Below are 25,324 nucleotides of genomic sequence, written 5' to 3'. Positions count from 1 at the left end.
ATGGCCCATGAAAACCACGGAAAGGTCGACGCCGTCACCGGCGTGGCCACGACCGGTCATAGCTGGGACGATATCGAAGAGCTCAACAATCCGCTGCCGCGCTGGTGGCTGTGGACCTTCTATCTCTGCATCGTGTGGGCGATTGCCTATTGCATCGTCTATCCGGCCTGGCCGCTGGTGTCGTCCTACACCAAGGGCGCTTTCGGCTGGCACTCCCGCGATGCGGTGGAAGTCGAGCTCGCAGCCCTGAAGGATCAGCGCTCGGGCATGACGGCGAAACTCGCTGCAAGCTCGCTCGATGAGATCAAGCAGGACCCCGAGATGTTCGCGTTCGCGCGCGCCCAGGGCAAGGCTTCCTTCGGCGACAATTGCGCGCCCTGCCATGGAGCAGGCGGCGGTGGCGCCAAGGGCTATCCGAACCTGAACGATGACGATTGGCTGTGGGGCGGCTCGCTGGAGCAGGTCCATAAGACGATCCAGTTCGGTGCCCGCTCCACCAGCGACCAGGGCCATTCCGGCAGCATGCCTGCCTTCGGTCGCGATGGAATGCTCAAGCGCGAGGAAATCTCACAGGTGGCGGATTTCGTGCGCTCCCTATCGGGTCTGCCCACGGAGAAAGGCATCGACCTCGCAGCCGGTGCCAAGGTCTTCGCCGACAATTGCGCGGCCTGTCACGGCGACAAGGGCCAGGGCATGCAGGAGATGGGCGCGCCGAACCTGTCGGATAAGATCTGGCTGTTCGGCTCCGACAAGGCGATCATCATTGAGGGCCTCAATAATGGCCGTGGCGGCGTGATGCCTGCCTGGCATGGACGCCTCGACGACACAACCATCAAGGCTCTGACGCTCTACGTCCATTCCCTGGGCGGCGAGCTGAACCGCTAAACTGCGTCAGACGAACCTCATACGTATTTCCACTGGTGGCCGGAGGACCTTTCTCTGGCCGCTTGCTTGACCCAAATCAAGGCACCGCCTCGACCCGTCTTCTATTCAGGTCTCTCTTGGACTGAGAACCTGCGACGGATTCGATGGCTGAAGCTCCAGTTTCCTCCTCTCTTGCGACGGCAAAAGCCGAAGACGCCCCGCTTTATGCGCCGCGCAAGCAGATCTACCCGCAGGCCGTGAAAGGCCGCCTCCGCACGATCAAATGGATCGTGCTGGCCATCACCCTCGGCATCTATTATCTCCTGCCCTTCATCCGCTGGGACCGTGGCCCCAACGCTCCCGATCAAGCGATCCTCGTCGATCTTGCGAACGGCCGCTTCTATTTCTTCTTCATCGAGATCTGGCCGCAGGAAGTCTATTATTTCACCGGCCTCCTTGTGCTGGCCGCGCTCGCTCTCTTCCTCATGAATGCGGTCGCGGGCCGTGTCTGGTGCGGCTATCTCTGTCCCCAAACCGTCTGGACGGACCTGTTCTATGCCGTCGAGCGCTGGGTCGAGGGCGACCGTCGCGAGCGCATGCGCCATGACAAGGAGAAGCTCACCCTCAAAGTGGCGGCGAGGAAAGGCCTGAAACACTTCATCTGGCTGATGATCGCCTGGTGGACCGGCGGCGCGTGGGTTCTCTATTTTTCCGACGCGCCGACGCTCGTCTATGACCTTGCCACCTTCCAGGCGCCGATGGTCGCCTATATCTGGATCGGCATTCTCACCTTCACCACCTACACGCTTGCAGGCTTCATGCGCGAGCAGGTCTGCACCTATATGTGCCCCTGGCCGCGCATTCAGGCCGCGCTGACGGATGAATACGCCCTCAACGTCACCTATCGCTATGACCGTGGCGAGCCGCGCGGCTCGATGAAGAAGAACGAAGTCCTGCGTAAGCAGGGTCTACCGGCAGGCGATTGCATCGATTGCGATCAATGCGTCGCCGTGTGCCCCACCGGTGTCGACATCCGCAAGGGCCTGCAGCTCGACTGCATTCAGTGCGGCCTGTGCATCGACGCATGCAACTCGGTGATGGAAAAGATCAACCGTCCCCTGAACTTGATCGCCTACGACACGGACATGAACGTAAAGGCCCGCATAGAGGGTCGCCCGGAAGTGCGCAAGATTGTGCGCCCGCGCACCGTCTTCTATGCCGGCATCATCGCCATCGTCGGCGCCGTCATGATCGGCTCGCTCGCCATGCGCCAGACAATCTATCTGAGCGTCATGCACGACCGCAACCCGCTCTTTGTGCGCCTCTCCGACGGCTCGATCCGCAACGGCTTCACTATCCGCGTGGCCAACAAGAACCTGGATGAGCGCAGCTACGCCCTCACCGTGGATGGTCTCTCCGGCGCAAAGCTCGACATCGTGGGTGGCGAGATCGACCAGCAGGGACGTGCTGTCATTAAGGTCGGTCCCGATCAGACTCTGGAAGCGCGCGTGCTCGTGAGCTCCCATGGAGCCGATGTGCCCGCATCCACAGACATTCATTTCACGCTCTCCGACATCGTCACCGGCGACACCACACGGATGAGCGACTACTTCAAGGCGCCTTAGGAGGATCATGCCCATGTCCGCGACAACAGCCGCACGTTCTCCCCGCGTTATCACAGGGCGAACCGTCCTCATCTATTTCATCTCGTTCTTCGGTGTCATCTTCGCCATGAACTTCGTGATGATCCGCTTTGCCCTATCGAGCTTCAGCGGCGTTGAGACCGAGAGTTCCTACAAGGCGGGTCTCACTTTCAAGAACGATGTGGCGGCAGCTCATGCGCAGGATGCCCTGCACTGGTCCGTGGAAGCGAATGTCCAGCGCGGCGAGAACAGCATCATCCTCATCACGGCCCGCGACACCAAGGCTCAAGCCCTCTCCGGTCTCACCGCACAGGTGAGGCTCGGCCATCCCACGGACAAGCGCAAGGACGTCACCGTCGATTTCGTGGAGACCTCCACCGGTCAGTTCCGAAGCCTTACTCCGCTTCCCGAAGGCCGCTGGGATCTCGTGATCGACCTGAAGCGTGGGGAAGATGTTGTCTTCCGTTCCAAGAGCCGTGTATCCCTTTAACGAAAGAACAGGATCATGCCCGAGGCTCTCGATCTATCCATCTTCGTCAAGCGTCAGGACGACGGGACGGCGCATCTCGATCTGGCGATCGAGGGCATCGATTGCGCCGCTTGCATCGACGAGATCGAGGGCGGCCTGTGCCGGTTGGATGGCATCCTTGATGCACGCCTGAACTACACAACGCATCGCCTTGCGGTGCAGTGGCAGGATGGGACGGTGACGCCCTCCGCCGTGGTCCAGGAGCTGCAGCGTCTCGGCTATCGCGCCCATCCTTATCAGTCACGCCTTGTGGAAGAAGAGGAAACCAGGCGTTCACAATGGCTGTTGAAGTGTCTGGCAGTTGCCGGCTTCGCCTCCATGAACATCATGCTTCTGGCGGTCTCCGTCTGGTCCGGCAACGTGACCGACATCACCCCAGAAACGCGCGATTTCTTCCACTGGCTTGCTGCCTTCATTGCAATGCCGGCCGTGGCCTATGCAGGCCAGCCGTTCTTCCGCAGCGCCATCGGGGCATTGAAAGCCAAACGCACCAATATGGATGTGCCTATCACCATCGGCATCCTGCTCGCGCTCATCATGAGCGTGGTGGAAACCATCAACCACGCAGAGCATACCTATTTCGACTCGGTCGTGATGCTGCTCTTTTTTCTGCTGTGTGGACGCTATCTCGATCAGGCCATGCGCCGCCGCACCCGAGCCGTGGCAGGGAATCTCGCTGCACTCAAGGCCGAGGTAGCGCACCGCCTCGATGACAACGGTGAAGCCGTTCTGGTGCCGACTGCCGCGCTCAATCCCGGCGACCGTGTCTTGATTCGCCCCGGCGAGCGCATCGCCGTCGACGGCATCGTGATCGCCGGCAGCTCCGAACTCGATGAGAGCCTCGTCACAGGCGAAACTATCCGCCGCTCGGCTGCCTCGGGAGACGCAGTTTATGCGGGCAGCATGAACTACGACGGCACGCTCACCCTCCAGGTAACCGCGGCCGGCAAGGGCACGCTTCTCGACGAAGTGGAGCGACTTCTCGAAACGGCAGCCGCTGCGAAATCTCGCTATGTGCAGTTGGCTGACAAGGTCGCACGCGGCTATGCACCTGTGGTGCATCTGACCGCGGCCCTGACGGCAATCATCTGGATCGCCTTTGGCGCATCTGTGCATGATGCGATCATCACCGCCGTGGCTGTTCTCATCATTACCTGCCCCTGCGCGCTGGCATTGGCGGTTCCCGTCGTGCAGGTTGTGGCCTCGGGCGCCCTCTTCCGCTCGAATGTCTTCCTTAATTCCGGAGACGCTCTGGAGCGCCTCGCATCGACCGACACCATCGTGTTCGACAAGACGGGTACGCTAACCTTGCCCGAGATGCGCGTCGTCAATGCGGGCGCAATCCGCCCTGATTTGCTGGAAGCGGCAGCAAAGCTTGCTCTTTCGAGCCATCATCCCCTGGCAGCAGCGGTGGCACAGGAATCGAAGGAGCATCGTCCGTACGAGGAAGCGACGGAGGTTACGGGCCAAGGTGTGAAGGCCGTCGTTCACGGCGTCGAACTCCGCCTCGGCAGCCCGGCATTCTGCGGCGCCGTCGATCTTGCGGCGGCGATTGCAAACAAGGATGCCGACGTTTCCCTCATTGCCTTTGCCTGCGGCCATGAGCGCACCCTTCTGCTCGTTCGTCAGGCTTTACGTCCGGATGCCGTGGCGTCGGTCAAGGCGCTGCAGGATCTCGGCGTCGATTGCCGCATTCTCTCGGGCGACCGGCCTGAAGCAGTCGCTCCCATCGCGGCGGCTCTCGGCATCCGCGATTGGCGCGGCGCTGCAAAGCCAGCCGACAAGATCGCCGCCATCGAGGCTTTGAAAGTGCAGGGCCGCAAGGTTCTTATGGTGGGCGATGGCCTCAATGATGCGCCTGCCCTTGCATCGGCGGATGTCTCCATGTCCCCTATCACCGCCGCCGACATCACGCAGGCGCAAGCGGACGCAGTTTTTCTTGGCGATAGACTCTCGCCAGTGCTTGATGCGCTAACCATTGCCCGCCGCGCCCGCGCGCTGATGCGTCAGAATCTCATGATCGCGCTGGTCTATAACCTGATCGCCGTTCCTCTGGCTTTCATGGGCTATGTGACCCCGTTGATCGCGGCACTCGCCATGTCCGGCTCGTCGAGCCTGGTCACCCTGAACGCCCTGCGCGCAAGAAGCATGAAGGCTAAGGCCTTGTCAGAGACTAGCATGCCTACCAATGCAACATCGGCCGTTCCGGCCCTCCAGGGAGCATGATCCATGGAAGTCCTTATTTATCTCGTACCGACGGCATTGCTGCTGGGTCTCTCCGGTCTCGCAGCCTTTCTCTGGTCGCTCAAGAACGGCCAGTATGACGATGTGGAAGGCGCTGCCCTGCGCATGCTGAGAGACGATGACATCACCAAATGACCATCTCTTCTGCCATACCGCGAGCGGGACGGCTCGACTGCCTCTGCGAACCGATCGAAGCATCTGACGGCGCGCCGGATCACGGCGGAACCGCATTGCTCGCGATCGCCTTTGCGCTGTCCGTGCTCTCACAGGTTCTGACCCTCACCATTCTTCCGCTCGCGGGCCTGTCGTTCGCACCGAGCGGAGCATGGGCAACTCTGCCCTATGCCGCCTTCTATGCCGGTGCGGCGCTGGCAAGCCTGCCTGCCTCCCTGCTGCTTGATGCCTTCGGCCGCCGCGCCGCGTTTTCGCTCGGCGCAGGCCTCGGTGTCGCAGGCGGAATGCTGACAGCCTGGTCTCTTCTGCAATGGCAATTCACGGGCTTGGTGTTGGGCGCTTTCTGGCTTGGTATCGCCAGCGGGTTCAGCCTGTTCTATCGCCATGCGGCTGCACCGCTTGGCGTTAAAGGCACGGGTGCCGTTCTTATGGTCTTCGGAGCCGCGACCCTTGCCGGGATACTGGCGCCAAGCGTCGCCGCCTTTGCCGAAAGCCTTGCCGTTCCCCACACTCTCGTGGGCATGGCAGGCGCTGCCGCCTTGGCGCATGTGGGCTCGCTTCTGGCGACTGCAGCACTGCCCTACAGGCGCTTTCGCCGTCCTGCGGGCGAAGTCGCTCCACTCTTGGGATGGCGGCGCATCCTGTTGCCGAGCCTCGTGGGAGCACTCGGCTGGTTCGCCATGACAGCGCTGATGGGTGCAACGCCGATTGTCATGGTCGGCTGCGGCCTTGAAGAGGCTGTCTCAGGCACGATCGCTTGGCATGTGATTGCCATGTACGCGCCATCTCTTGCTCTTGCTGGCCTCCCAAAATCCATCCGGCCCCGCTCGATTGCTATGTCTGGATGCGTTCTGATTGCAGGAGCTACAATCGTCTTCATGATGTCCACGGCAACGGCTGCCTTCACCCTTTCGGCCGCGCTTCTTGGGGTCGGCTGGTCCCTTGTGACCATGGGCACGACCCTCTGGGTCCATGAGGGTGGCGAACCTTCCCGCTGGCTCCTCGGCCTGCACGATGCAGCACTACTCGGCTCGGCCTTGCTGGGAGCTCTGACTGCCGGCCTCCTGCAGTAGCCTTACGACCCGGCGCAGCAACAAGACCGGTATGAACGCGCCTATGCCTGTGCTAGGAACGCGATAGGAATGGTGACCGTTTCCCTGAGGCGAGCATTGCCGCCTCGTGAGAAGGCACCCTGACTGGAGTTTCCTTTGACTGCCTCGGCCCTTGTCCCTTCTTCCCTTTCGCAGCAGGATATCAGTTTTCAACTCCTGGTCGACGCAGTCACGGACTATGCGATCTGCATGCTCGACACTGAAGGAAGAATCATCAGCTGGAACACCGGTGCCGAGCATATCGGCGGATGGGGCAAGGACGAGATTCGCGGGCGTCACTTCTCCATCTTTCACACGCCCGAGGATCTCGAAAACGGCAAGGCTTCCCGCGAGCTTGAGATCGCTCGTGACACAGGGCGCTATGAAGAACAGGGCGTCCGCCTGCGTAAGGATGGATCCAGCTTCATTGCCAATGTCAGCCTCACGACCTTGAGGAATGAGACTGGCGAACTTCTCGGCTATGCCAAGGTCATGCGCGACATCACGGAGCGTGTCGCTGCCGAGGAGGCATTGAGAACCCGAGAAGCGCATCTGCGTTCCATCCTGGAAACAGTACCGGATGCCATGATCGTTATCGACGAGCAGGCGCGAATCCAGTTCTTCAGCGCCGCCGCCGAGCGCCTGTTCGGCTATAGGGACCGCGAGATCATCGGCAAGAATATCAAGATCCTCATGCCGAACCCGTATCGGGACCAGCATGACGGTTACATGCATCGCTATCTCACTACGGGCGAGCGCCGGATTATCGGCATCGGCCGCGTGGTAGTGGGCCAAAGCAAGGATGGCTCCACCTTCCCCATCGAGCTTGCCGTCGGTGAGATGCGCTCGGGCGGCCAGCGCTATTTCACCGGTTTCATCCGCGATCTGACGGAACGCCAAAGAACGGAAGCCCGTTTGCAAGAATTGCAGTCGGAGCTCGTGCACATGTCGCGCTTCACCGCTCTCGGCGAAATGGCCTCGACTCTGGCACACGAGATCAACCAGCCGCTTACCGCCATCGCGAACTATCTGAAGGGCTGCCGGCGAATTCTTCAGCGGATGGAAGGACAGGATGTCCCGATGCTCGAAGGCGCCGTCAATCAGGCCGCCGAGCAGGCCCTGCGCGCAGGCCAAGTCATCCGTCATCTGCGTGAATTCGTAGCCAGGGGCGAAAGCGAACGCCACATCGAAAGCCTGCCCAAGCTCGTTCAGGAAGCCAGCGCCCTCGCCCTTGTCGGCGCGCGGGAAAAGGGCGTGCGCGTCACATATGAGTTCGATCCCAACGCTCCTCTCGTTCTGGCGGATCGAATCCAGATTCAACAGGTGCTTCTCAATCTTATCCGCAACGCCATCGAGGCCATGCAGGACGAACCGCGCCGTGAAATGGTGATCGCGACGCATGCATTGCCGATAGATGGGCTCGTGGAAATCAGCGTGGCCGATACCGGCACCGGCATCGAACCGGAGGTTCTCGAAAAGCTCTTCCAGCCCTTCGTCACGACGAAGAAACACGGCATGGGTGTAGGGCTTTCAATCTGCCGAACCATTGTCGAATCCCATGGCGGAAAGATTTGGATCGAGTCGGAAGTAGGCCGGGGCACGACGTTCCGGTTTACGCTGCGTAGTGTCAGTCAGGAGGAGTTAGCGAATGCCGAGTGAAGCGATCGTGCATGTGGTGGATGATGATCTGGCGGTGCGCCAATCGCTGTCATTCCTGCTCGCCTCGGACGGCTTGCCGGTGCGCCTCCACGAGTCGGCTTCCGCCTTCCTGGACAGCGTCACGACTTCTCCTGACGGATGCATCGTGACGGATGTGAGAATGCCGGGGATCGACGGCATCGAGTTCCTCCGTCGCCTGAAAAGCCGGGGCTTCACCTTGCCCGTCATCGTCATGACAGGGCACGCAGATGTGCCGCTTGCGGTGGAAGCCATGAAGGAAGGGGCTATCGATTTCATCGAGAAGCCGTTCGATGACGATCTTTTCCTAGCCGCCGTAAGGGCTGCTCTAAAGCAGCAAGAGAAACATGCGCACCAGGATGCCCATGCGGCCGAGGTTCGAGCCCGTGTCGGAGCCCTGTCGGAACGCGAGAGCCAAGTGCTTGAAGGCCTCGTTGCCGGCAAGGCTAATAAAGTGATTGCATACGATCTCGGCATCAGCCCGCGCACGGTTGAGATCTATCGTGCGAACGTGATGACGAAGATGCAGGCTTCCAGTCTCTCCGAGTTGGTGCGCATGGCCCTCCTCGTGGGCGTGCGATCGTAAATCCGGTAGCCCTTAAGGACTATTCCTGAGGTTTCAGAATGCTGGGGGTTGACCCATATCAAGCCCTCCCTTCTCAAATTGGATTACGTTTCCCCTAATCCAAACCCAGGGGCCTTTAGGACCTGATGATGTCCATCACACCAGGGCCGGTTATCGTCGTGGACGACGATGCCGCCGTTCGACAATCATTGAAGTTCGCCCTCGAGCTCGAGGGGATGAACGTGCGCCTCTATGAGAGCGGCGCCGAACTGCTGGCCGAACAGAACCTGCCCGAAGACGGCTGCTTGGTTGTCGATTACTACATGCCCTCCATGAACGGGGTCGAGCTGATGGACAGGCTCCGACGACGTCTGGTCAAGCTTCCGGCGATCCTGATCACTGCCCGGATTACGGATGATATGCGCAAGCGCGCCGCCCGCTCCGGATTCCGCCAAGTCATTGAAAAACCTTTGGAAGACAGCACTTTGCTCGACAGCATCCGGGGAGCCCTCGGCACTCCGGCCTGACAATTTCCAGCCGGCATCAGGGATATCCCTTAGGAGAGCATCTGAATTTTGCCCTCCGCAGCGTCAGGCTACCTCTGGGCTCACGTCAGACACGAACCAACGACGAGAGTTCCGATGCACACCGCGCAGGCTTCCCTCAACACCCAGTCCATCCCGAATGCTGCGCTCCTCCGCACGCCCACCGCTTCGCGCAATACTCCGGAACTCGGCACCACCCGGACAGTGGCCAAGGACGAGGAAGTCTTCGCCGAAGGGGATCGGGCTGCTTACTTCTACAAGGTCGTCTCCGGTGCGGTGCGCACTTTCAAGCTTCTCAGCGACGGACGCCGCCAGATCGATGCCTTTCACCTTCCGGGCGACATTTTCGGCCTTGAATCGGGCGATGAGCATCGCTTCAGCGCCGAGGCACTGGGCGATGCCACCATCATTGCCTATCGCCGTTGCAGCCTGGAAGTTCTCGCAACCCGCGATCAGGCTTTTGCCAATCAGGTGATCGCCTCCACGATGCGCGCTCTCGAACGCGCTCAGGATCATATGCTGCTGCTTGGCCGCAAGCACGCACTTGAAAAGATCGCCACCTTCCTGCTCGTTCTGTCGGAACGCCTGACAGAAGATGGTCATGTCGATCTGCCCATGTCGCGCATCGATATTGCCGACCATCTGGGTCTCACCATCGAGACGGTATCCCGCTCGTTGACCCAGCTTGAGCGTCAGGGCGTCATCGAGCTCCCGGCCCACCGCCGTTCCATCGTCCTGCGCGACAAGGCTGCTCTCCAGCGTCTCGAAGCCTGATTTTCTGGCTTTCTTAGTCGTACGAAGCCTCAGGCCGATGGTTTGTGGCTTCGCACGTATTCATGCGCGCGTATCTGTACATCCCGCCAGATACCGAGTTCACGCTTGGTATCTGCAAGAGCACGATGAGCGGGATCGCCTTGGTCTTCATCTTTCAAGCGAGCTTGCGCAAGAATATCCTTTGCTAGCCGCGCATGATCGCTTTCCGCGATCCCAGCCCCCCGCAAGATCTTTATGATCGCGTTCGCGTGCGCAACGTCCGTGTCTTCTAGACGTAAGGCGTGACGAGGTAACCCAGCCCCGCGTAATAACTTGCTGAGCCACTGCCCGTCCCAGGAGGGAGCGGTGGCATAAAGAGAATGTCCTGCAAGAACCTTCAGCATGCGCCTTGCGACGTCGTCATGCGGCGTGCCTTCGGATATGATTTCTTCACGTGTCAGGCGATGTGTCGCCTCCGCTGCTGGATCCCAATCCGTCCAGAAATCCGGCGGTTTGATGAGGTAGCTTTCTTCTCCCCCAGAGGCGAAGACCCATGCAACTTCGATCGGATAACTTTCCTTGCCGAGCGATGAGGCTTCGAAGTCGAGGAAAACAATATCCTGATTTTCGCTCATCATGGGCTCTTAAGCAGAGGGGCGTCTTAAGCGGATGCGGCAGCCAACATGGGGAGGACGTTTCCGTTAAGCAGCTGCGGCCTTTCCAGAAGAGCCTGGATTTTCTCGGCAAGATCCGTCGCGCGATAAGGCTTATAGAGGAGATCGACATCCTCGATCGTTTCTTCGCCATCCACATAACCTGTGGTGAGAAGCACCTGAATATCGGGCTTCTCGTCCCGGATCATCCGCGCGAGATCGATGCCGCTGAGCCCGCCCGGCATTCGCACATCGGAGAGAACCAAGCGCACCCGATTATTGGCCTTCAGCAAGCGCGCGGCCTCATCGCCCGTTTCCGCCTCAATCACATCGAAACCCAGCGATCTAAGGGTTGAGATCGCGACCTGCCTGACAGCCGGGTTGTCTTCAACGACTAGAACTGTCTGTCCGGCCCCGAAGGGTTTCGCATCTAAAATCTGCTTTTCGCTTAGGCTATTTGCCACTCCGTGAGCCCGAGGCAGGAAGATGCGGATAGTCGTTCCTTCATTGGGAATGCTATCGATTTCCACATGGCCGTGGGATTGCTGAACAAAACCATAAACCATGGAAAGACCTAGACCGGTTCCCTTGCCGCTCTCCTTGGTCGTAAAGAATGGCTCGAACACACGCTGGAGCACTTCCGGAGGCATGCCAGTTCCTGTGTCACGAACCGTGATCAGGACAAACTCGCCAGGATTCTCGACTTTCTCATCCAGCCTTTGCGTACCAATAGAGATCGACAGGTCGCCTCCTTCCGGCATTGCATCCCGCGCATTGACTGCGAGGTTTAGAAGAGCAGCCTCAAGCTGCGCACGATCAACCTCGATCGGATAAACCTTATCGGAAAGGTCCAAATTGACGTTGACGCGCTCGCCGAGCGTACGGCGCATCAGCTCCAAAAGGCCAGGCATTAAGGCTCCGACATCGATAACGGAAACCTGCAGGGGCTGGCGGCGCGAGAAGGCCAGGAGCCTGTGGGTGAGATCCGCACAACGCTGTGCGCCCTCCATAGCCATCCGGACTCTGGGCTCCGCCTTTGCATTCCCCTTGATGGTTTTCTGCAGAAGATCGAGATTTCCGATGACGACGCTCAGCATGTTGTTGAAGTCATGCGCGATGCCGCCCGTCAAACGTCCCACCGCCTCGAGCTTACTGGCATGGAGCAAGTTCTGCTCCATCTGCTTGCGCTCAGTGATGTCGAACCACATACCGAAGAATTCGCGCGGGCGCCCTTCGTCATCATGCATCAACATCGTCTGGTCGAGGAAGTAGCGCTCCGTGCCATCCGCACATCTCCACCGATATTCCAGAGTCACAGCTCCCTGGTTTGTCAGCTCCTTGAGCTGACTCAGCACACGTTCGCTGTCATCCGGGTGGAGACGTGACGACCAGAAATCGGGGGATTCCAGAAAGGCCTTGGGCGGAAAGCCCGTGATGCGTTCGATACTCTCGTTCGTGAAGTGAAGCTGGCGATGATCTTCCGCGACCGAAGCGGTGTAGAGGGCAATCGGCAGCGATTCCAGAACGATGGATTGATGCTCCTCTCGGCGGCGGAGAGCCTGTTCAGTTTTGAGCTTTTCGCTACGGACCCTCAGGTTCTCCATGAGAAGGCGACGCTCCTCCTCGCCCTGCCGTCGGATCTCCTCCGTCTTGCGATACAGATCGACAAACACGTCGACCTTCGAGCGTAAGATAAGCGGCTCGATAGGCTTGAAGACATAGTCCACCGCGCCGGCGGAATAGCCGCGGAAGACATGCATGTCGTCTTTGTTGAACGCGGTGAGGAATAGGATCGGGACACGCGACGAGCGGGGCCGGTTACGAATAAGCCCGGCCACTTCGTAACCGTCGAGACGCGGCATCTGTACATCAAGCAGGATGACGGCAAAGTCATGCTTCAGGACGTGCCTGAGAGCAGCTTCGCCGCTATCCGCCGTGACAATTTCGATCCCCGGCGCCCGAAGAATCTCCTCAACCGCAACAAGGTTGCGCGGGTCGTCGTCAACGACCAATATCTTCGCAAGCACGGGATTGGACATGGCGCGCCCTTGGATCTGAGGCCTCAGATCCAGTTCCGGCCCGCCCTGTCCGCTACGTTCCATCATGTCCTCAGACCGGTCTCTGCTGCACCATTGGAGTGCATCTTCCCCTCAGGCACATAGGTGCTTCGACTCAGTTGAACGCGCAAAACCGCGAGAAGTTGATCAATGTCCACAGGTTTCGAGACATAATCCGTCGCACCCGCCTCCAGACATTTCTCCCGATCGCCTTTCATGGCCTTGGCCGTGACGGCAATCAGCGGAAGATCGCGGTAACGAGGATCCTTGCGAATTTCACGCATGGTCTCGTACCCGTCCATTTCAGGCATCATGATGTCGACAAGTGCGATATCAATATCTGGAGCGTCCCGTAGCTTCTCTATGCCCTCCAAGCCGTTTTCGGCGAAGATGACGCTGAGACCGTATTGCTCGAGTGCGCTTGTCAGCGAGAAGATGTTGCGCATGTCATCATCGATGATGAGGACCTTATGTCCTTCAAGCGCGACCTCCCCCTTCGGACTGACGATGATTTGCTCCTCCTCCGGGATCGCATTGATCGAACGGTGCAGGAAGAGCGCCGTATCGTTGAGAAGACGCTCGGACGACCCCTCACCTTTCAGGATCACCGTCGCCGCGATCTGCTCCAGGCGGCGTTCTTCCGCACGGCTCAGATCCTGCCCGGTGTAAATGACGATGGGGAGTTCCTCGCCGCCCTTGGTCTTACGAATGCGTTCGATGAGTTCCGCTCCCGGAAGGTCAGGAAGTCCGAGATCAACCACGGCACAATCGAACCGGCGCGCTTGGATCGTTTCCAACGCCTCCTCGGCCGTCGCAACAGCCGTCACATCCACCTCTTCGCCTTTCATCAACTCGAAGATACTCATGCGCTGATTATCGTCGTCTTCGACCAGGATCAGCTTCTTCACCGGGCGGTCGATGAAATCCTTGGTGCGGTTGAGCGCCGTCAGCAGGGATTCACGGTCGACCGGCTTTTCGAGGAATCCGAAGGCACCGGCCCTGAGACCGCGCTTCTTCTGATCATCCACCGAGATCACATGGATCGGCACATGACGGGTCCGCGGATCATGCTTGAGCAAATCGAGCAGCGCCCATCCGTCCATGTCGGGCAGACCGATATCGAGCGTTATCGCATGCGGCTTGTAGCGATGCGCGAGAGCCAACGCAGCAGCGCCATCCATGGCGATGAGACCCTTGAAGCCCTGCTCGCGCGCCAACTCGAGAAGGACGGACGCAAACATCGCATCATCTTCAATGATCAGGACGACCCGATCACCGGACACGATGGCATGCCTGTCATCGAGCGATGCAGAGAGTGCCATGGGAGCAGATGGCTGACGCAGAATCGTGGAAACCTCTTCTGGGATGACCGCTCCTCCACCATTGGGGCGAGCGTTTGCAGCCGGAGCCTGAGCACCGTGATTGGCTGGCGGCTCAAGCGGCACGAACAGGGTGAAGGTCGAACCCTGTCCCGGCGAGCTCGACACTACGATCTCACCACCGAGAAGGCGCGCGATCTCGCGGCTGATCGAGAGGCCGAGACCCGTCCCGCCGTATTTGCGACTCGTGGTTCCGTCGGCCTGCTGGAAGGCCTCGAAGATGATGCGCTGCTTATCTTCCGGAATACCGATTCCGGTATCCGTCACGGCAATCGAAATCCATTGGCTTCCGGCACGCAGGGGTGATCCTTCAGCCGATCCGATCTGCAACCGTACGCCTCCTTTTTCGGTGAACTTGAAGGCGTTCGACAGAAGATTGCGGAGCACCTGCTGGAGCCGTTTCGAATCCGTACGGATCGTCGGCGGCAGGTTCGGCTCGACGTCGATATGGAAGTCGAGCTTCCGCTCTTCGGCGATCTGACGGAAGGTGCGTTCCATGTGGTTCACGAGATCCTTGAAACCAACACTCGTGACCTCCAGGCTCACCGTCCCGGATTCGATCTTCGACAGATCAAGAATGTCGTTGATCAGCGCCAGAAGGTCGGAACCCGCGGCGTGGATGGTCTTCGAGAACTCTTTCTGCTTGTCCGTCAGATTTCCATCCGGATTCTCGGTGAGGAGTTTTGAGAGGATCAGAAGCGAGTTGAGCGGGGTTCGCAGCTCGTGGCTCATATTGGCCAGGAACTGGGACTTATAGCGCGATGTGAGAGAGAGCTGCTCGGCTTTCTCCTCCAGGGCGGTTTTAGCCATGGAGACCTCGCGGTTCTTGTCCTCGACCTCCTGCTTTTGGAGTTCGAGCAGGCGAGCCTTGTCCTCCAGTTCCTCATTGGATTTCTGCAGGGCTTCCTGCTGCTGGCGAAGGAGCTCCTCCGACTGGCGCAGGGTAGCGGCCTGCTGCTCAAGGCGATCGTTGGTATTCCTCAGCTCCTCCTGCTGGCTCTGCAGCTCAGTGGTGAGAAGCTGAGACTGCTTGAGCAGACCTTCCGTCCGCATGTTGGCAGCGATCGTATTGAGAACGATGCCGATCGATTCCGTCAGCTGGTCGAGGAACGACTGGTGCGTTTCCGAGAAGCGGCTGAACGAGGCGAGCTCGATGACGGCCTTGACTTCCTGCTCGAATAGAACCGGAAGCACGATGATGTTGAGAGGCGTCGCTTCACCCAAAGCCGAGCTGATGCTGATGTAATCGCTCGGGGCATTGGCAACGAGAATGCGTTTCTTCTCATATGCCACCTGGCCCACGAGGCCTTCCTTCAACCGGAAGCGATTGTTGAGATGCTTGCGTTCCGTGAAGGCATAGGATGCCACGAGTTCGAGCATCGGCTCGCTCTCGTCGGTATCGACCGTATAGAATACACCGTGCTGCGCATTCACCAGCGGGGCGATTTCCGACAGGATCATGTTGGAGACGGTAGTGAGATCGCGCTCGCCCTGCAGCATCCGCGTGAACTTGGCGAGATTGGTCTTGAGCCAGTCCTGCTCCGCATTCTTGAGCGTCGTATCGCGCAAGTTTCGGATCATCTCGTTGACGTTGTCTTTCAGCGAAGCAAGCTCGCCGGATGCCTCCACCGAGATCGACCGGGTCAGATCGCCCTTTGTCACGGCGGTTGCCACGTCTGCGATGGCGCGCACCTGCGTGGTGAGGTTAGCGGCCAGTTGGTTCACGTTGTCGGTAAGGTCGCGCCACAGGCCGGCAGCGCCCGGCACCCTCGCCTGGCCGCCCAGCTTTCCTTCGACGCCCACTTCGCGGGCCACGTTCGTCACCTGATCGGCGAAGGTGGCAAGCGTGTCGATCATCTCGTTGATCGTATCGGCCAGAGCCGCGATCTCGCCCTTAGCATCCACGGTGAGCTTGCGCTTGAGGTCGCCTTCTGCAACCGCTGTCACGACGCTGGCGATACCGCGCACCTGACCGGTGAGGTTATTCGCCATCATGTTCACGTTATCCGTGAGATCCTTCCAGGTGCCGGCAACACCTCGCACCTGCGCCTGACCACCGAGTTTGCCCTCGATACCCACTTCACGGGCCACGCGGGTCACTTCCGACGCGAAGGAGTTAAGCTGGTCCACCATCGTGTTGATCGTGGATTTGAGTTCGAGGATTTCACCGCGCACATCCACGGTGATTTTCTTCGACAGGTCGCCGTTCGCGACCGCTGTGGTGACTTCCGCGATGTTACGAACCTGGCCGGTCAGGTTCGCGGCCATCATGTTCACATTCTCGGTCAGGTCTTTCCAGACGCCGCCGACGCCGCGCACTTGGGCCTGGCCGCCGAGCTTGCCTTCCGTGCCCACTTCGCGGGCCACACGGGTCACCTCGCCCGCGAAGGAGTTAAGCTGGTCCACCATGGTATTGATGGTATTCTTCAGTTCAAGAATTTCACCCTCGACCGCGACGGTGATCTTCTTTGACAAGTCGCCCATGGCGACGGCCGTGGTGACTTCCGCGATGTTACGTACCTGCCCTGTCAGGTTTGCGGCCATCATATTCACGTTGTCGGTGAGGTCTTTCCACGTGCCGGCCACGCCGCGCACCTGGGCCTGGCCGCCTAGCTTACCCTCGGAGCCCACTTCCTTCGCAACACGGGTCACTTCCGAAGCAAACGAGTTGAGCTGATCCACCATGGTGTTGATGGTGTTCTTCAACTCAAGAATTTCGCCGCGCACTTCCACGGTGATCTTCTTGGACAAGTCGCCCATGGCGACGGCGGTGGTGACTTCGGCAATGTTACGGACCTGACCAGTCAGGTTCGCAGCCATGAGGTTCACGTTGTCGGTGAGGTCCTTCCACGTACCAGCGACACCTTCCACGCGGGCCTGACCACCGAGCTTACCCTCGGAGCCCACCTCACGCGCCACACGCGTCACTTCGCCTGCAAACGAGTTGAGCTGATCCACCATGGTATTGATGGTATTCTTCAGCTCAAGAATTTCACCGCGCACTTCCACGGTGATCTTCTTCGATAGATCGCCGTTCGCGACTGCGGTCGTGACTTCCGCGATATTACGCACCTGGCCCGTCAGATTGGCGGCCATGAGGTTCACGTTGTCGGTGAGGTCTTTCCACGTTCCGGCCACGCCGCGCACCTGCGCCTGACCACCGAGCTTACCCTCGGAGCCCACCTCACGCGCCACGCGAGTCACTTCGGAGGCGAAGGAATTAAGCTGGTCCACCATGGTATTGATGGTGTTCTTCAGCTCAAGAATTTCACCCCTCACCTCCACGGTGATCTTCTTCGATAGATCACCGTTTGCGACCGCGGTCGTCACTTCGGCGATGTTACGCACCTGTCCTGTCAGGTTCGCAGCCATCATGTTCACGTTCTCGGTGAGATCGCGCCAGACACCGCCGACGCCTTCCACCTGCGCCTGACCACCGAGCTTACCCTCGGAGCCCACTTCCTTCGCGACGCGGGTCACTTCGGAGGCGAAGGAATTGAGCTGGTCCACCATCGTGTTGATCGTGGATTTGAGCGCCAGGATCTCGCCCTTTACATCCACGGTGATCTTCTTGGATAGGTCGCCGCGTGCAACGGCGGTGGTCACTTCGGCGATGTTACGGACCTGACCCGTCAGATTCGCCGCCATCATGTTCACATTCTCGGTCAGGTCTTTCCAGACGCCGCCGACGCCGCGCACTTGCGCTTGACCACCGAGCTTGCCTTCGGTTCCCACCTCGCGCGCCACGCGCGTCACTTCGCCCGCGAATGAATTGAGCTGATCCACCATGGTATTGATGGTGTTTTTCAGCTCAAGAATTTCACCCTTCACATCGACAGTGATCTTTTTCGACAGGTCACCCATGGCGACGGCGGTGGTGACTTCGGCGATGTTACGCACCTGGCCGGTCAGGTTCGCGGCCATCAGGTTCACGTTGTCGGTGAGATCCTTCCACGTGCCTGCGACGCCTTTCACCTTCGCTTGACCACCGAGCTTACCTTCCGAACCCACCTCGCGCGCCACGCGCGTCACTTCGGAGGCAAAGCTACCGAGCTGGCCCACCATGGTGTTGACCACCTTACCGATACGCAGGAACTCACCGCGCAAGGGACGGCCTTCAGTCTCAAGTTCGATGGTCTGGCTGAGATCGCCCTTCGCCACGGCGCCGATCACGCGGGCCACTTCGACGGTCGGCTGAACGATGTCGCCGATCATGGAATTCACGGAATTGATGCATTCGCTCCAGCAGCCTGTCGCTGCATCCAGGCGGCCGCGTTCGCTGATGCGGCCTTCCTTGCCCACGACCTTCGCAACGCGGTCGAGCTCGCTGGCGAGCCCCTGGTTCAAATCGGCAATGTCGTTGAAAGCCTCTGCAATTTCGCCATCGATCCCGATCAAATCGGACGGCAGGCGAACCGAAAAGTCGCCCTTCCGAAACGCACGCAGGACTTTGAGCAGCAGCCTGGGATCAAGCTGCGATGTGGCAGATTCAACTTGTGGCATGAAGCCCCCCGTAACACTTTCCCGGGCGTACGGCCCGGCACCCCTTGCTGTCAGGCAAGCCGACGGGTGTGTTCACCACCTCTGGACGGAAGCCGACCATGCTCAACGTAGGCACCCGGCAAAAGTTCCAAGGGAGGCAGGATACCAAGGTATGCTCAGAGAGCACGCCGCATGGCATGGTTAATCCTCAGACGGGAAACCCAAGCTTTTGATTCATTTATAGTTTGAGACCACGATCCCAAGGCGGATTGGGTCCGAACCGTTGCGCCAAAAAATCGACGAAGGCTCTCACCTTGGCAGGTGGGTGGCGGTTCGCTGGGTAGACCGCAAAAACCCCCGGCAGTTCGAGCGGAGGATGATCGAGCGTCAGCGCCTTGAGACGCCCAGCCCGGAGTTCATCGCTGACGACGAAGGTGGGTTCATAAATCAGCCCTTGCCCCGCAACAGCTGCCGCCACCAGTGCATCGCCGTTATTGACGCGGAGGTTTCCTCTGATCGCCACCTTCACCTTGCCGTCATCGTCGAAGGCCCATTCATCGGGCCCCAGGGCGCGGGACAAGGTATAGCCCAGGCAGTTGTGATCCTTGAGATCAGCAACCGTTTTTGGCGCTCCCTTCTCGGCGAGATAAGCGGGCGATGCACATACCACGAGCCGGCACGGCGCTATCCTGCGGGCGATCATCGTGGAATCCCTTAGGCGCCCGATGCGAACGGCCACGTCCCACCCTTCCTCTATCAGATCGACGAAGCGATCATTTAAGCCGAGATCCACCGTCACAGCCGGGTGGAGGCGGGAGAACTCCGCCATCAGCGGCGCCACCTCACGGAAACCGAAGGAGAGCGGCGCATTCACGCGTAGCATGCCCCGGACCTCGACGCGCTCGGCGGAAGCTGCGGCTTCCGCCTCCTCGACCTCGGCTAGAATCCGCTCTGCGCTCTCCAGATAGCGCCGCCCTGCCTCAGTCAGAGTCAACCGGCGGGTGGTGCGGTGCAGGAGCTTGACGCCAAGCCTCTCCTCGATGGCGCCCACATGCTTCGTCGCCATCGTTTGGGAAATCCCCAGAGACCGGGCCGCCGCCGACAGACTGCCGAGGGCGGCAACCCGCACGAAAATCTGCATACCGGTGACGCGATCAAGCATGGATTTCACTCCCCAGAGGTGAAGTCTTATCCGTCGGGCCCGGATTATCAACAAAAGAGGTGATGACTAGATGAGATTTAACAGCTTCCCATTAGCCCGCTTGCCGAGCCGACGAAGCTATCAACCTCCCCAAGGATCTCACCATGCTCGTGAATGGAAAATGGACTGCCGACTGGCACCCGGTTCAGGCCAAGGATGCTAAAGGCGGTTTCGTCAGGCAGACATCGAGCTTCCGTAATTGGGTCACACCCGACGGCAGCGCGGGCCCTACGGGAGAAGGCGGGTTCAGGGCAGAGGCCGGGCGTTATCACCTTTACGTCGCACTGATCTGCCCCTGGGCTTCGCGTACGCTCATTGCACGCACTCTGAAGGGGCTTGAGAGCGCCATCAGCCTTTCCATCGTCGAGCCCGCCCTTACCGATCAGGGCTGGCGCTTCGGCGAGGGCGCCGGCGCCTGTGACGCGATCAATGGCGCAACCTACATGCATGAGATCTATACGAAGGCCGATCCCGCATTCACGGGCCGCGCGACCGTGCCGGTGCTGTGGGACAAGGAACGGCAGACGATCGTCAACAACGAATCCGCCGATATCGTGCGCATGTTCAATTCAGGTTTCGGCAAGCTCGCGAATGATCGCTTCGATCTCTATCCGCAAGACCTGCGCGCCAGCATCGATGCCCTCAATGACATGATTTATCCAAGTCTCAACAACGGCGTTTACCGCGCAGGCTTCGCGACGACGCAGGAAGCCTATGAGGAAGCCTTTCATCAGGTCTTCGCCACGCTGGACCGGCTGGAAGGTCTGTTGTCGGATCGCCCCTTTCTTTTCGGCGAGTGCCTGACGGAAACGGATATCCGTCTCTTCGTCACGCTCATCCGCTTCGATGCGGCTTATCATGGGTTGTTCAAGTGCAACCTGCGGCGCATCGTGGATTACCGGAATCTCTCCGCCTATCTCGATCGCATGCTGGATATTCCCGGCATTGCCGGCACGGTGCGCATCGACCACATCAAGAAGGGCTATTATTCCATCAAGGCTCTCAATCCTAACGGCATCGTGCCTGTCGGGCCCGATCTGCCCTTTGCCGGAAAGCTCTAGGGTATCGGCGAGAAGGCTGCGGCCTGATAAGATCTTAGATAGTTGTCTCACGAGGCTGCCATGGAACTCGGCATTTACACCTTTGCGGAAAGAACTCCGGATCCGAAGACGGGACATCTCGTGAGCGCCGAGCAGCGATTGCGCGATCTCATCGAGGAAATCGAGCTGGCCGATCAGCTCGGCATCGATGTCTTCGGTGTCGGCGAGCATCATCGTGCCGACTACGTCGCATCCGCTCCCGCCGTCGTTCTGGCGGCGGCAGCAGTGCGTACGAAGAACATTCGCCTGACAAGCGCCGTCACGGTGCTGAGCTCGGATGATCCTGTGCGCGTGTTTCAAGATTTCGCGACCCTCGACCTGCTCTCAGGCGGACGCGCGGAGATCATGGCGGGACGCGGCTCCTTCATCGAGTCGTTCCCGCTCTTCGGTTACGATCTCAACGATTACGACGCACTCTTTGCCGAGAAGCTCGATCTGCTTCTGAAGATCCGCGATCAGGAGCGCGTGACATGGTCAGGCGAGCATCGGGCGCCGCTCCACGAGCAGCCGGTCTATCCGCGCCCCGTTCAAAATCCTCTGCCGATCTGGATCGCGGTGGGTGGCACGCCGCAATCGGTGGCGCGTGCAGGCGCACTTGGTCTTCCCCTCGCGATCGCCATCATCGGCGGAGAGCCGGAGCGCTTTGCGCCGCTCGTCTCGCTCTATCGGGAAGCGGGGCGCCGTGCCGGGCATGATCCGTCTCGCCTGAAGGTCGGCATCAACACCCATGCCTATGTGGCGCCCGCGTCCAAACAGGCCGCCGACGAATTCTTCCCGCCCTATGCGGATGTGATGTCGAAGCTCGGTCGCGAGCGCGGCTGGGGGCCAACGACACGGGAGCATTTCGAGGCTATGCGCTCCCCTCGTGGCGCTCTGGCTGTCGGCAGCCCGCAGGAGGTGATCGACAAGATTCTCTTCCAACACGAGATCTTCGGCCATGACCGCTATCTGGCCCAATTCAGCGTCGGCACCATGCCTCATGACCAGATCATGAGAAGCATCGAGCTGTTCGGAACGAAGGTCGCGCCAGCCGTTCGCCAGGCTCTTCGAGGCCGCGCCCTATCCGAGTGAGCGCCTTTTGCCGGGATCCCGCCCCTGCCCTTCCACATTGAGCGGATAACACCTCCAGGGAAATCTTGGGGAGGCCTATAGGCAGATATATTTTTCACATCTATATAGAAGCAATAATATATTTCACATAAGGATTAAGTGAAATGAATGCTCGTGGAGCCTTGGACCTGATCGGCAGGACACCTCTTGTGGAGGTGACGCACCTGGATACTGGTCCTTGCCGGCTTTTCCTGAAACTCGAAAGCGCCAATCCGAGCGGGTCCATCAAGGACCGCCCGGCCCGCGCCATGATCGAGGCAGCGGAAAAGAACGGCAGCCTGAAGCCGGGCGGCACCATCGTGGAAGCCACGGCAGGCAACACGGGCGTAGGCCTTGCCTTGGTCGGCGCGAGCAAGGGCTATCGCACCCTGCTCGTGGTGCCGGACAAGATGTCCCGTGAGAAGGTGCTGCACGCCAAGGCTCTGGGGGCAGAGGTCGTGATCACGCGCTCGGATGTCGGCAAGGGGCATCCCGACTACTATCAGGACCTGGCTCAGAAGATCACGAACCAGACGCCCGGGGCCGTCTATATCAACCAGTTCGAGAACCCGGCCAATCCGGCAGCACACGAGGCAAGCACGGGACCTGAGATCCTCGATGGCATGGATGGGGATGTGGATGCAGTCGTCGTCGGCGTAGGCTCCGGCGGCACGCTGACGGGCATCGGGCGCTTCCTCAAGAAGGCCTCTCCCAAGACCGTCATGGTTCTGGCCGATCCCGCAGGCTCCATTCTCGCACCCCTTGTCGAGACCGGCGAAATGACGGAAGCCGGCTCCTGGGCCGTCGAAGGCATCGGCGAGGATTTCGTTCCGCCCAATTGCGACCTGTCGCTGGTGAAGAAAGCCTATTCGATCACCGACAAGGAAAGCTTCTCGGCTGCGCGCGAATTGCTGCGCAAGGAAGGCATCCTCGCGGGTTCGTCCTCGGGCACGCTGCTTGCTGCCGCTTTGCGCTATTGCCGCGAGCAAAAAGAGCCGAAGCGCGTGGTCACCCTCGTCTGTGATACGGGCGCGAAATATCTGTCGAAGGTCTTCAACGACGCCTTCATCGCACAGGAAGGCTGGCTCGACCGCAAGCCGACGGGCACCGCGCGCGACGTGGTGATCAACCCCTTCGGAGAAGGCGCCACGATCTTCGTCTCCCCTAATGAGACGCTCCGCTCGGCTTTTGCCCGCATGCGCTCATCCGACATCTCTCAGTTGCCGGTGATCGACGAAGGCCGCGTGGTCGGACTCATCGACGAGAGCGATATTCTCGACGCGCTTGTTGCGCATGAGAGCGCTCCGCAGAGCGTCTTCAACAAGCCTGTGCGCGACGTGATGGTCACGCGCCTCCAGACCATCGCTGCCGAGGCGCCGGTCAAGGACCTTCTGCCCCTCTTCGCCGCCGGCCTCGTGCCGGTGATCATGGATGGCGACAACTTCGTTGGCCTCGCCACCCGCATCGACCTTATCAACTTCTTCCGGATTCAGGCCCAATGACCGCCCGTAACCAACTCGCATTCTCCACCCGCTGCATTCATGCAGGCCAAACGCCGGACCCCACGACGGGTGCGGTAATGATGCCGATCTATGCAACTTCGACCTTCGCTCAGGAAAGCCCGGGCGTTCACAAGGGCTTCGAGTACGCACGATCACAGAACCCTACCCGTATGGCGTTCGAACGCTGCATCGCTGATCTCGAGGGCGGCAGTGCCGCCTTCGCTTTCTCCTCCGGCCTTGCCGCGAGCGCGACGATCCTCGACATGCTGGAGCACGGCTCGCACATCATTGCGTCCGATGATCTTTATGGCGGCACGCGCCGCCTTTTCGAGAAGGTGCGCAAGCAATCTGCCTCCCTCGACATCACCTATGTCGATCTCGGCAATCCGGAAGCGGTAAAGGCGGCCCTGCGCCCGAACACGCGCCTTGTCTGGGTGGAAACGCCCACCAACCCGCTTCTGAAGCTTGCGGATCTCGAGGCCATCGCGCAGGCCACGCGCGGTCATGGTACGCTGCTTGTCGCGGACAACACTTTTGCAAGCCCCTGGGTGCAGCGCCCGCTGGAATTCGGCTTCGACATCGTCGTGCATTCCACGACGAAATATCTCAACGGCCATTCCGACATGGTGGGCGGCGTCGTGATCGTCGGACAGAACCAGGAGGTGCGTGAGAAGATCGCCTTCCTGCAGAATGCCGTCGGCTCTATCTCAGGCCCGTTCGACAGTTTCCTCGCCCTGCGCGGTCTGAAAACCCTATCCTTGCGGATGGAGCGGCACTGCACGTCGGCTCTCAAGATTGCCGAATTCCTCGAAGCTCATCCTGGTGTCGATGGCGTGATCTATCCAGGCCTTGCTTCACATCCCCAGCACGGACTGGCGAAGCGCCAGATGCGCGGTTTCGGCGGCATCATCACCGCCCGCATCAAAGGCGGCCTCGCTGTTGCGACGCGCTTCCTGGAGCGCTGCCAGCTCTTCACGCTAGCGGAGAGCCTCGGCGGCGTGGAAAGCCTGATTGAGCACCCGGCCATCATGACCCACGCCTCTGTTCCAGCACAGGTGCGGGCCGAGCTTGGGATCGATGATGGACTGGTACGCCTGTCGGTGGGGATCGAGGACGCCGACGATCTGATCCAGGATCTGCGCTCGGCTCTCGCCTAGACGAATGCCCACAACGAGAAGGCTCGGAAACCTGGGCTTTCTCTGGGCCTAATGCAGTTTTGATCGCATCCGCTTGATCGTTGCATCGAGCAAAGCCATGGCAGCATCTCGGCTGGCCATGGAAAGCGCGGATATGCCGACCTCCCCCTTGTCTGCCCCTGCAGTCTCAAGAATGGCATAATAAGCCAGATCGCGCTTCGGCCCGCTGGCTTCGTGCTTGAGGGTACTGATGGCTTCAATGATTCCAGTATGCTCCCCCGCATCAACGAGATCACGGGCCTTCGACAGAAGGGCGAGCACGGTCATGTAAGTATCCATGTTAAGAATTCCATCTTGCAAGAACATCATGAATTTGAAGCAACAGCCAATTCGCTCAGTATGAGGAATTAGAGTTTCCCTGCAAGAGTATTTCATGTGAGACGACGCCCAGGTTGGTATGCCTTTTCGCCTCACCCTCTGACTATATTTTCCTACATCGAACCTTGGGTTCATTGCACCAACCCAACCTTTTTTCTTGGGAAGATGCTTCCCATAGCAGCGCTTGATAAAGCCTCTCTGCCGATCGGTTAAGATTCTCAGCAAGTCTTTTCGCCTGAAACACAAGACCGATCAGCATCAC

19 protein-coding genes are annotated in these 25,324 nt (G+C 59.7%); 14 read left to right on the top strand and 5 right to left on the bottom strand.

Annotated features, from left to right (window positions below; translation table 11 throughout):
• The 10 genes from ccoP to MJ639_RS12905 all read left to right on the top strand — a co-directional run bounded on the left by ccoP (nucleotide 1) and on the right by MJ639_RS12905 (nucleotide 10,106).
• Nucleotides 1-885: a cytochrome-c oxidase, cbb3-type subunit III gene (ccoP, locus tag MJ639_RS12950; protein ID WP_243373373.1), complete on the top strand. Its 885-nt coding sequence runs from the start codon at nucleotides 1-3 to the stop codon at nucleotides 883-885.
• Nucleotides 886-1,028: 143 nt separating this feature from the next.
• Nucleotides 1,029-2,489, top strand: a complete 1,461-nt coding sequence (gene ccoG, locus MJ639_RS12945; RefSeq protein ID WP_243373372.1) for a cytochrome c oxidase accessory protein CcoG — start codon at nucleotides 1,029-1,031, stop codon at nucleotides 2,487-2,489.
• A gap of 13 nt (nucleotides 2,490-2,502) precedes the next feature.
• Nucleotides 2,503-2,997: a FixH family protein gene (locus MJ639_RS12940; protein WP_243373371.1), complete on the top strand. Its 495-nt coding sequence runs from the start codon at nucleotides 2,503-2,505 to the stop codon at nucleotides 2,995-2,997.
• A 15-nt stretch (nucleotides 2,998-3,012) separates the two neighbouring features.
• The gene (locus MJ639_RS12935; RefSeq protein ID WP_243373369.1) at nucleotides 3,013-5,262 is read left to right on the top strand and encodes a heavy metal translocating P-type ATPase; all 2,250 of its coding nucleotides are present in this window, start codon (nucleotides 3,013-3,015) and stop codon (nucleotides 5,260-5,262) included.
• A gap of 3 nt (nucleotides 5,263-5,265) precedes the next feature.
• A complete protein-coding gene (ccoS, locus tag MJ639_RS12930) occupies nucleotides 5,266-5,415 on the top strand; it encodes a cbb3-type cytochrome oxidase assembly protein CcoS (protein ID WP_243373367.1) in 150 nt (49 codons plus the stop codon).
• Entirely contained in the window at nucleotides 5,412-6,527 is a 1,116-nt protein-coding gene (locus MJ639_RS12925; RefSeq protein ID WP_243373366.1) for a hypothetical protein, read from the top strand. Before ccoS ends, MJ639_RS12925 begins: the two co-directional genes overlap by 4 nt.
• 180 nt (nucleotides 6,528-6,707) lie before the next feature.
• A complete protein-coding gene (locus MJ639_RS12920) occupies nucleotides 6,708-8,204 on the top strand; it encodes a PAS domain S-box protein (protein ID WP_341482666.1) in 1,497 nt (498 codons plus the stop codon).
• The gene (gene fixJ / locus MJ639_RS12915) at nucleotides 8,194-8,808 is read left to right on the top strand and encodes a response regulator FixJ (protein WP_243373350.1); all 615 of its coding nucleotides are present in this window, start codon (nucleotides 8,194-8,196) and stop codon (nucleotides 8,806-8,808) included. Before MJ639_RS12920 ends, fixJ begins: the two co-directional genes overlap by 11 nt.
• A 125-nt stretch (nucleotides 8,809-8,933) precedes the next feature.
• Complete coding sequence (locus MJ639_RS12910) at nucleotides 8,934-9,314, top strand: response regulator transcription factor (RefSeq protein WP_341482663.1); 381 nt, start codon at nucleotides 8,934-8,936, stop codon at nucleotides 9,312-9,314.
• Nucleotides 9,315-9,428: 114 nt separating this feature from the next.
• On the top strand, nucleotides 9,429-10,106 hold the full coding sequence (locus tag MJ639_RS12905; protein ID WP_243373348.1) for a helix-turn-helix domain-containing protein: 678 nt from the start codon (nucleotides 9,429-9,431) through the stop codon (nucleotides 10,104-10,106).
• 29 nt (nucleotides 10,107-10,135) lie between these two features.
• Here the strand turns inward: MJ639_RS12905 and MJ639_RS12900 are convergent, their stop codons facing one another.
• From MJ639_RS12900 to MJ639_RS12885, 4 genes are all read right to left on the bottom strand, one after another.
• Entirely contained in the window at nucleotides 10,136-10,723 is a 588-nt protein-coding gene (locus MJ639_RS12900; protein ID WP_243373345.1) for a 3'-5' exonuclease family protein, read from the bottom strand.
• A gap of 23 nt (nucleotides 10,724-10,746) precedes the next feature.
• A complete protein-coding gene (locus tag MJ639_RS12895) occupies nucleotides 10,747-12,843 on the bottom strand; it encodes a response regulator (protein WP_243373343.1) in 2,097 nt (698 codons plus the stop codon).
• Nucleotides 12,840-18,677: a HAMP domain-containing protein gene (locus tag MJ639_RS12890; RefSeq protein WP_243373340.1), complete on the bottom strand. Its 5,838-nt coding sequence runs from the start codon at nucleotides 18,675-18,677 to the stop codon at nucleotides 12,840-12,842. The genes MJ639_RS12895 and MJ639_RS12890 overlap by 4 nt, the downstream gene beginning before the upstream one ends.
• Before the next feature lie 217 nt (nucleotides 18,678-18,894).
• Nucleotides 18,895-19,818, bottom strand: a complete 924-nt coding sequence (locus tag MJ639_RS12885) for a LysR family transcriptional regulator (RefSeq protein WP_243373332.1) — start codon at nucleotides 19,816-19,818, stop codon at nucleotides 18,895-18,897.
• 143 nt (nucleotides 19,819-19,961) lie between these two features.
• Between MJ639_RS12885 and MJ639_RS12880 the strand changes: the two genes are divergently transcribed.
• The 4 genes from MJ639_RS12880 to MJ639_RS12865 all read left to right on the top strand — a co-directional run bounded on the left by MJ639_RS12880 (nucleotide 19,962) and on the right by MJ639_RS12865 (nucleotide 24,705).
• Nucleotides 19,962-20,918 (top strand): glutathione S-transferase family protein, encoded by a 957-nt coding sequence (locus tag MJ639_RS12880; RefSeq protein WP_243373330.1) that lies wholly within the window; start codon nucleotides 19,962-19,964, stop codon nucleotides 20,916-20,918.
• A 60-nt stretch (nucleotides 20,919-20,978) separates the two neighbouring features.
• On the top strand, nucleotides 20,979-22,028 hold the full coding sequence (locus MJ639_RS12875; protein WP_243373328.1) for an LLM class flavin-dependent oxidoreductase: 1,050 nt from the start codon (nucleotides 20,979-20,981) through the stop codon (nucleotides 22,026-22,028).
• A gap of 143 nt (nucleotides 22,029-22,171) precedes the next feature.
• Complete coding sequence (locus MJ639_RS12870; protein WP_243373326.1) at nucleotides 22,172-23,548, top strand: pyridoxal-phosphate dependent enzyme; 1,377 nt, start codon at nucleotides 22,172-22,174, stop codon at nucleotides 23,546-23,548.
• Entirely contained in the window at nucleotides 23,545-24,705 is a 1,161-nt protein-coding gene (locus tag MJ639_RS12865; protein WP_243373324.1) for a cystathionine gamma-synthase, read from the top strand. The genes MJ639_RS12870 and MJ639_RS12865 overlap by 4 nt, the downstream gene beginning before the upstream one ends.
• Before the next feature lie 48 nt (nucleotides 24,706-24,753).
• On the opposite strand, the gene MJ639_RS12860 is transcribed toward MJ639_RS12865, so the two are convergent.
• Complete coding sequence (locus tag MJ639_RS12860) at nucleotides 24,754-25,011, bottom strand: hypothetical protein (protein ID WP_243373322.1); 258 nt, start codon at nucleotides 25,009-25,011, stop codon at nucleotides 24,754-24,756.
• Between the last annotated feature and the right edge of the window lie 313 nt (nucleotides 25,012-25,324).

The sequence above is a fragment of the Microvirga solisilvae genome, from assembly GCF_022808595.1.
Taxonomy (GTDB): Bacteria; Pseudomonadota; Alphaproteobacteria; order Rhizobiales; family Beijerinckiaceae; genus Microvirga; species Microvirga solisilvae.
Note: the sequence above shows the minus strand (reverse complement) of the source record. Positions and strands in the feature narration are given on the sequence as shown.

Excerpts from the sequence above, each read along its gene's own strand:
- ccoP (WP_243373373.1), top strand. The coding sequence starts at position 1 with ATGGCCCATGAAAACCACGGAAAGGTCGACGCCGTCACCGGCGTGGCC.
- ccoG (WP_243373372.1), top strand. The coding sequence starts at position 1,029 with ATGGCTGAAGCTCCAGTTTCCTCCTCTCTTGCGACGGCAAAAGCCGAA.
- MJ639_RS12940 (WP_243373371.1), top strand. The coding sequence starts at position 2,503 with ATGTCCGCGACAACAGCCGCACGTTCTCCCCGCGTTATCACAGGGCGA.
- MJ639_RS12935 (WP_243373369.1), top strand. The coding sequence starts at position 3,013 with ATGCCCGAGGCTCTCGATCTATCCATCTTCGTCAAGCGTCAGGACGAC.
- ccoS (WP_243373367.1), top strand. The coding sequence starts at position 5,266 with ATGGAAGTCCTTATTTATCTCGTACCGACGGCATTGCTGCTGGGTCTC.
- MJ639_RS12925 (WP_243373366.1), top strand. The coding sequence starts at position 5,412 with ATGACCATCTCTTCTGCCATACCGCGAGCGGGACGGCTCGACTGCCTC.
- fixJ (WP_243373350.1), top strand. The coding sequence starts at position 8,194 with ATGCCGAGTGAAGCGATCGTGCATGTGGTGGATGATGATCTGGCGGTG.
- MJ639_RS12910 (WP_341482663.1), top strand. The coding sequence starts at position 8,934 with ATGATGTCCATCACACCAGGGCCGGTTATCGTCGTGGACGACGATGCC.
- MJ639_RS12905 (WP_243373348.1), top strand. The coding sequence starts at position 9,429 with ATGCACACCGCGCAGGCTTCCCTCAACACCCAGTCCATCCCGAATGCT.
- MJ639_RS12900 (WP_243373345.1), bottom strand. The coding sequence starts at position 10,723 with ATGATGAGCGAAAATCAGGATATTGTTTTCCTCGACTTCGAAGCCTCA.
- MJ639_RS12895 (WP_243373343.1), bottom strand. The coding sequence starts at position 12,843 with ATGATGGAACGTAGCGGACAGGGCGGGCCGGAACTGGATCTGAGGCCT.
- MJ639_RS12890 (WP_243373340.1), bottom strand. The coding sequence starts at position 18,677 with ATGCCACAAGTTGAATCTGCCACATCGCAGCTTGATCCCAGGCTGCTG.
- MJ639_RS12885 (WP_243373332.1), bottom strand. The coding sequence starts at position 19,818 with ATGCTTGATCGCGTCACCGGTATGCAGATTTTCGTGCGGGTTGCCGCC.
- MJ639_RS12880 (WP_243373330.1), top strand. The coding sequence starts at position 19,962 with ATGCTCGTGAATGGAAAATGGACTGCCGACTGGCACCCGGTTCAGGCC.
- MJ639_RS12875 (WP_243373328.1), top strand. The coding sequence starts at position 20,979 with ATGGAACTCGGCATTTACACCTTTGCGGAAAGAACTCCGGATCCGAAG.
- MJ639_RS12870 (WP_243373326.1), top strand. The coding sequence starts at position 22,172 with ATGAATGCTCGTGGAGCCTTGGACCTGATCGGCAGGACACCTCTTGTG.
- MJ639_RS12865 (WP_243373324.1), top strand. The coding sequence starts at position 23,545 with ATGACCGCCCGTAACCAACTCGCATTCTCCACCCGCTGCATTCATGCA.
- MJ639_RS12860 (WP_243373322.1), bottom strand. The coding sequence starts at position 25,011 with ATGACCGTGCTCGCCCTTCTGTCGAAGGCCCGTGATCTCGTTGATGCG.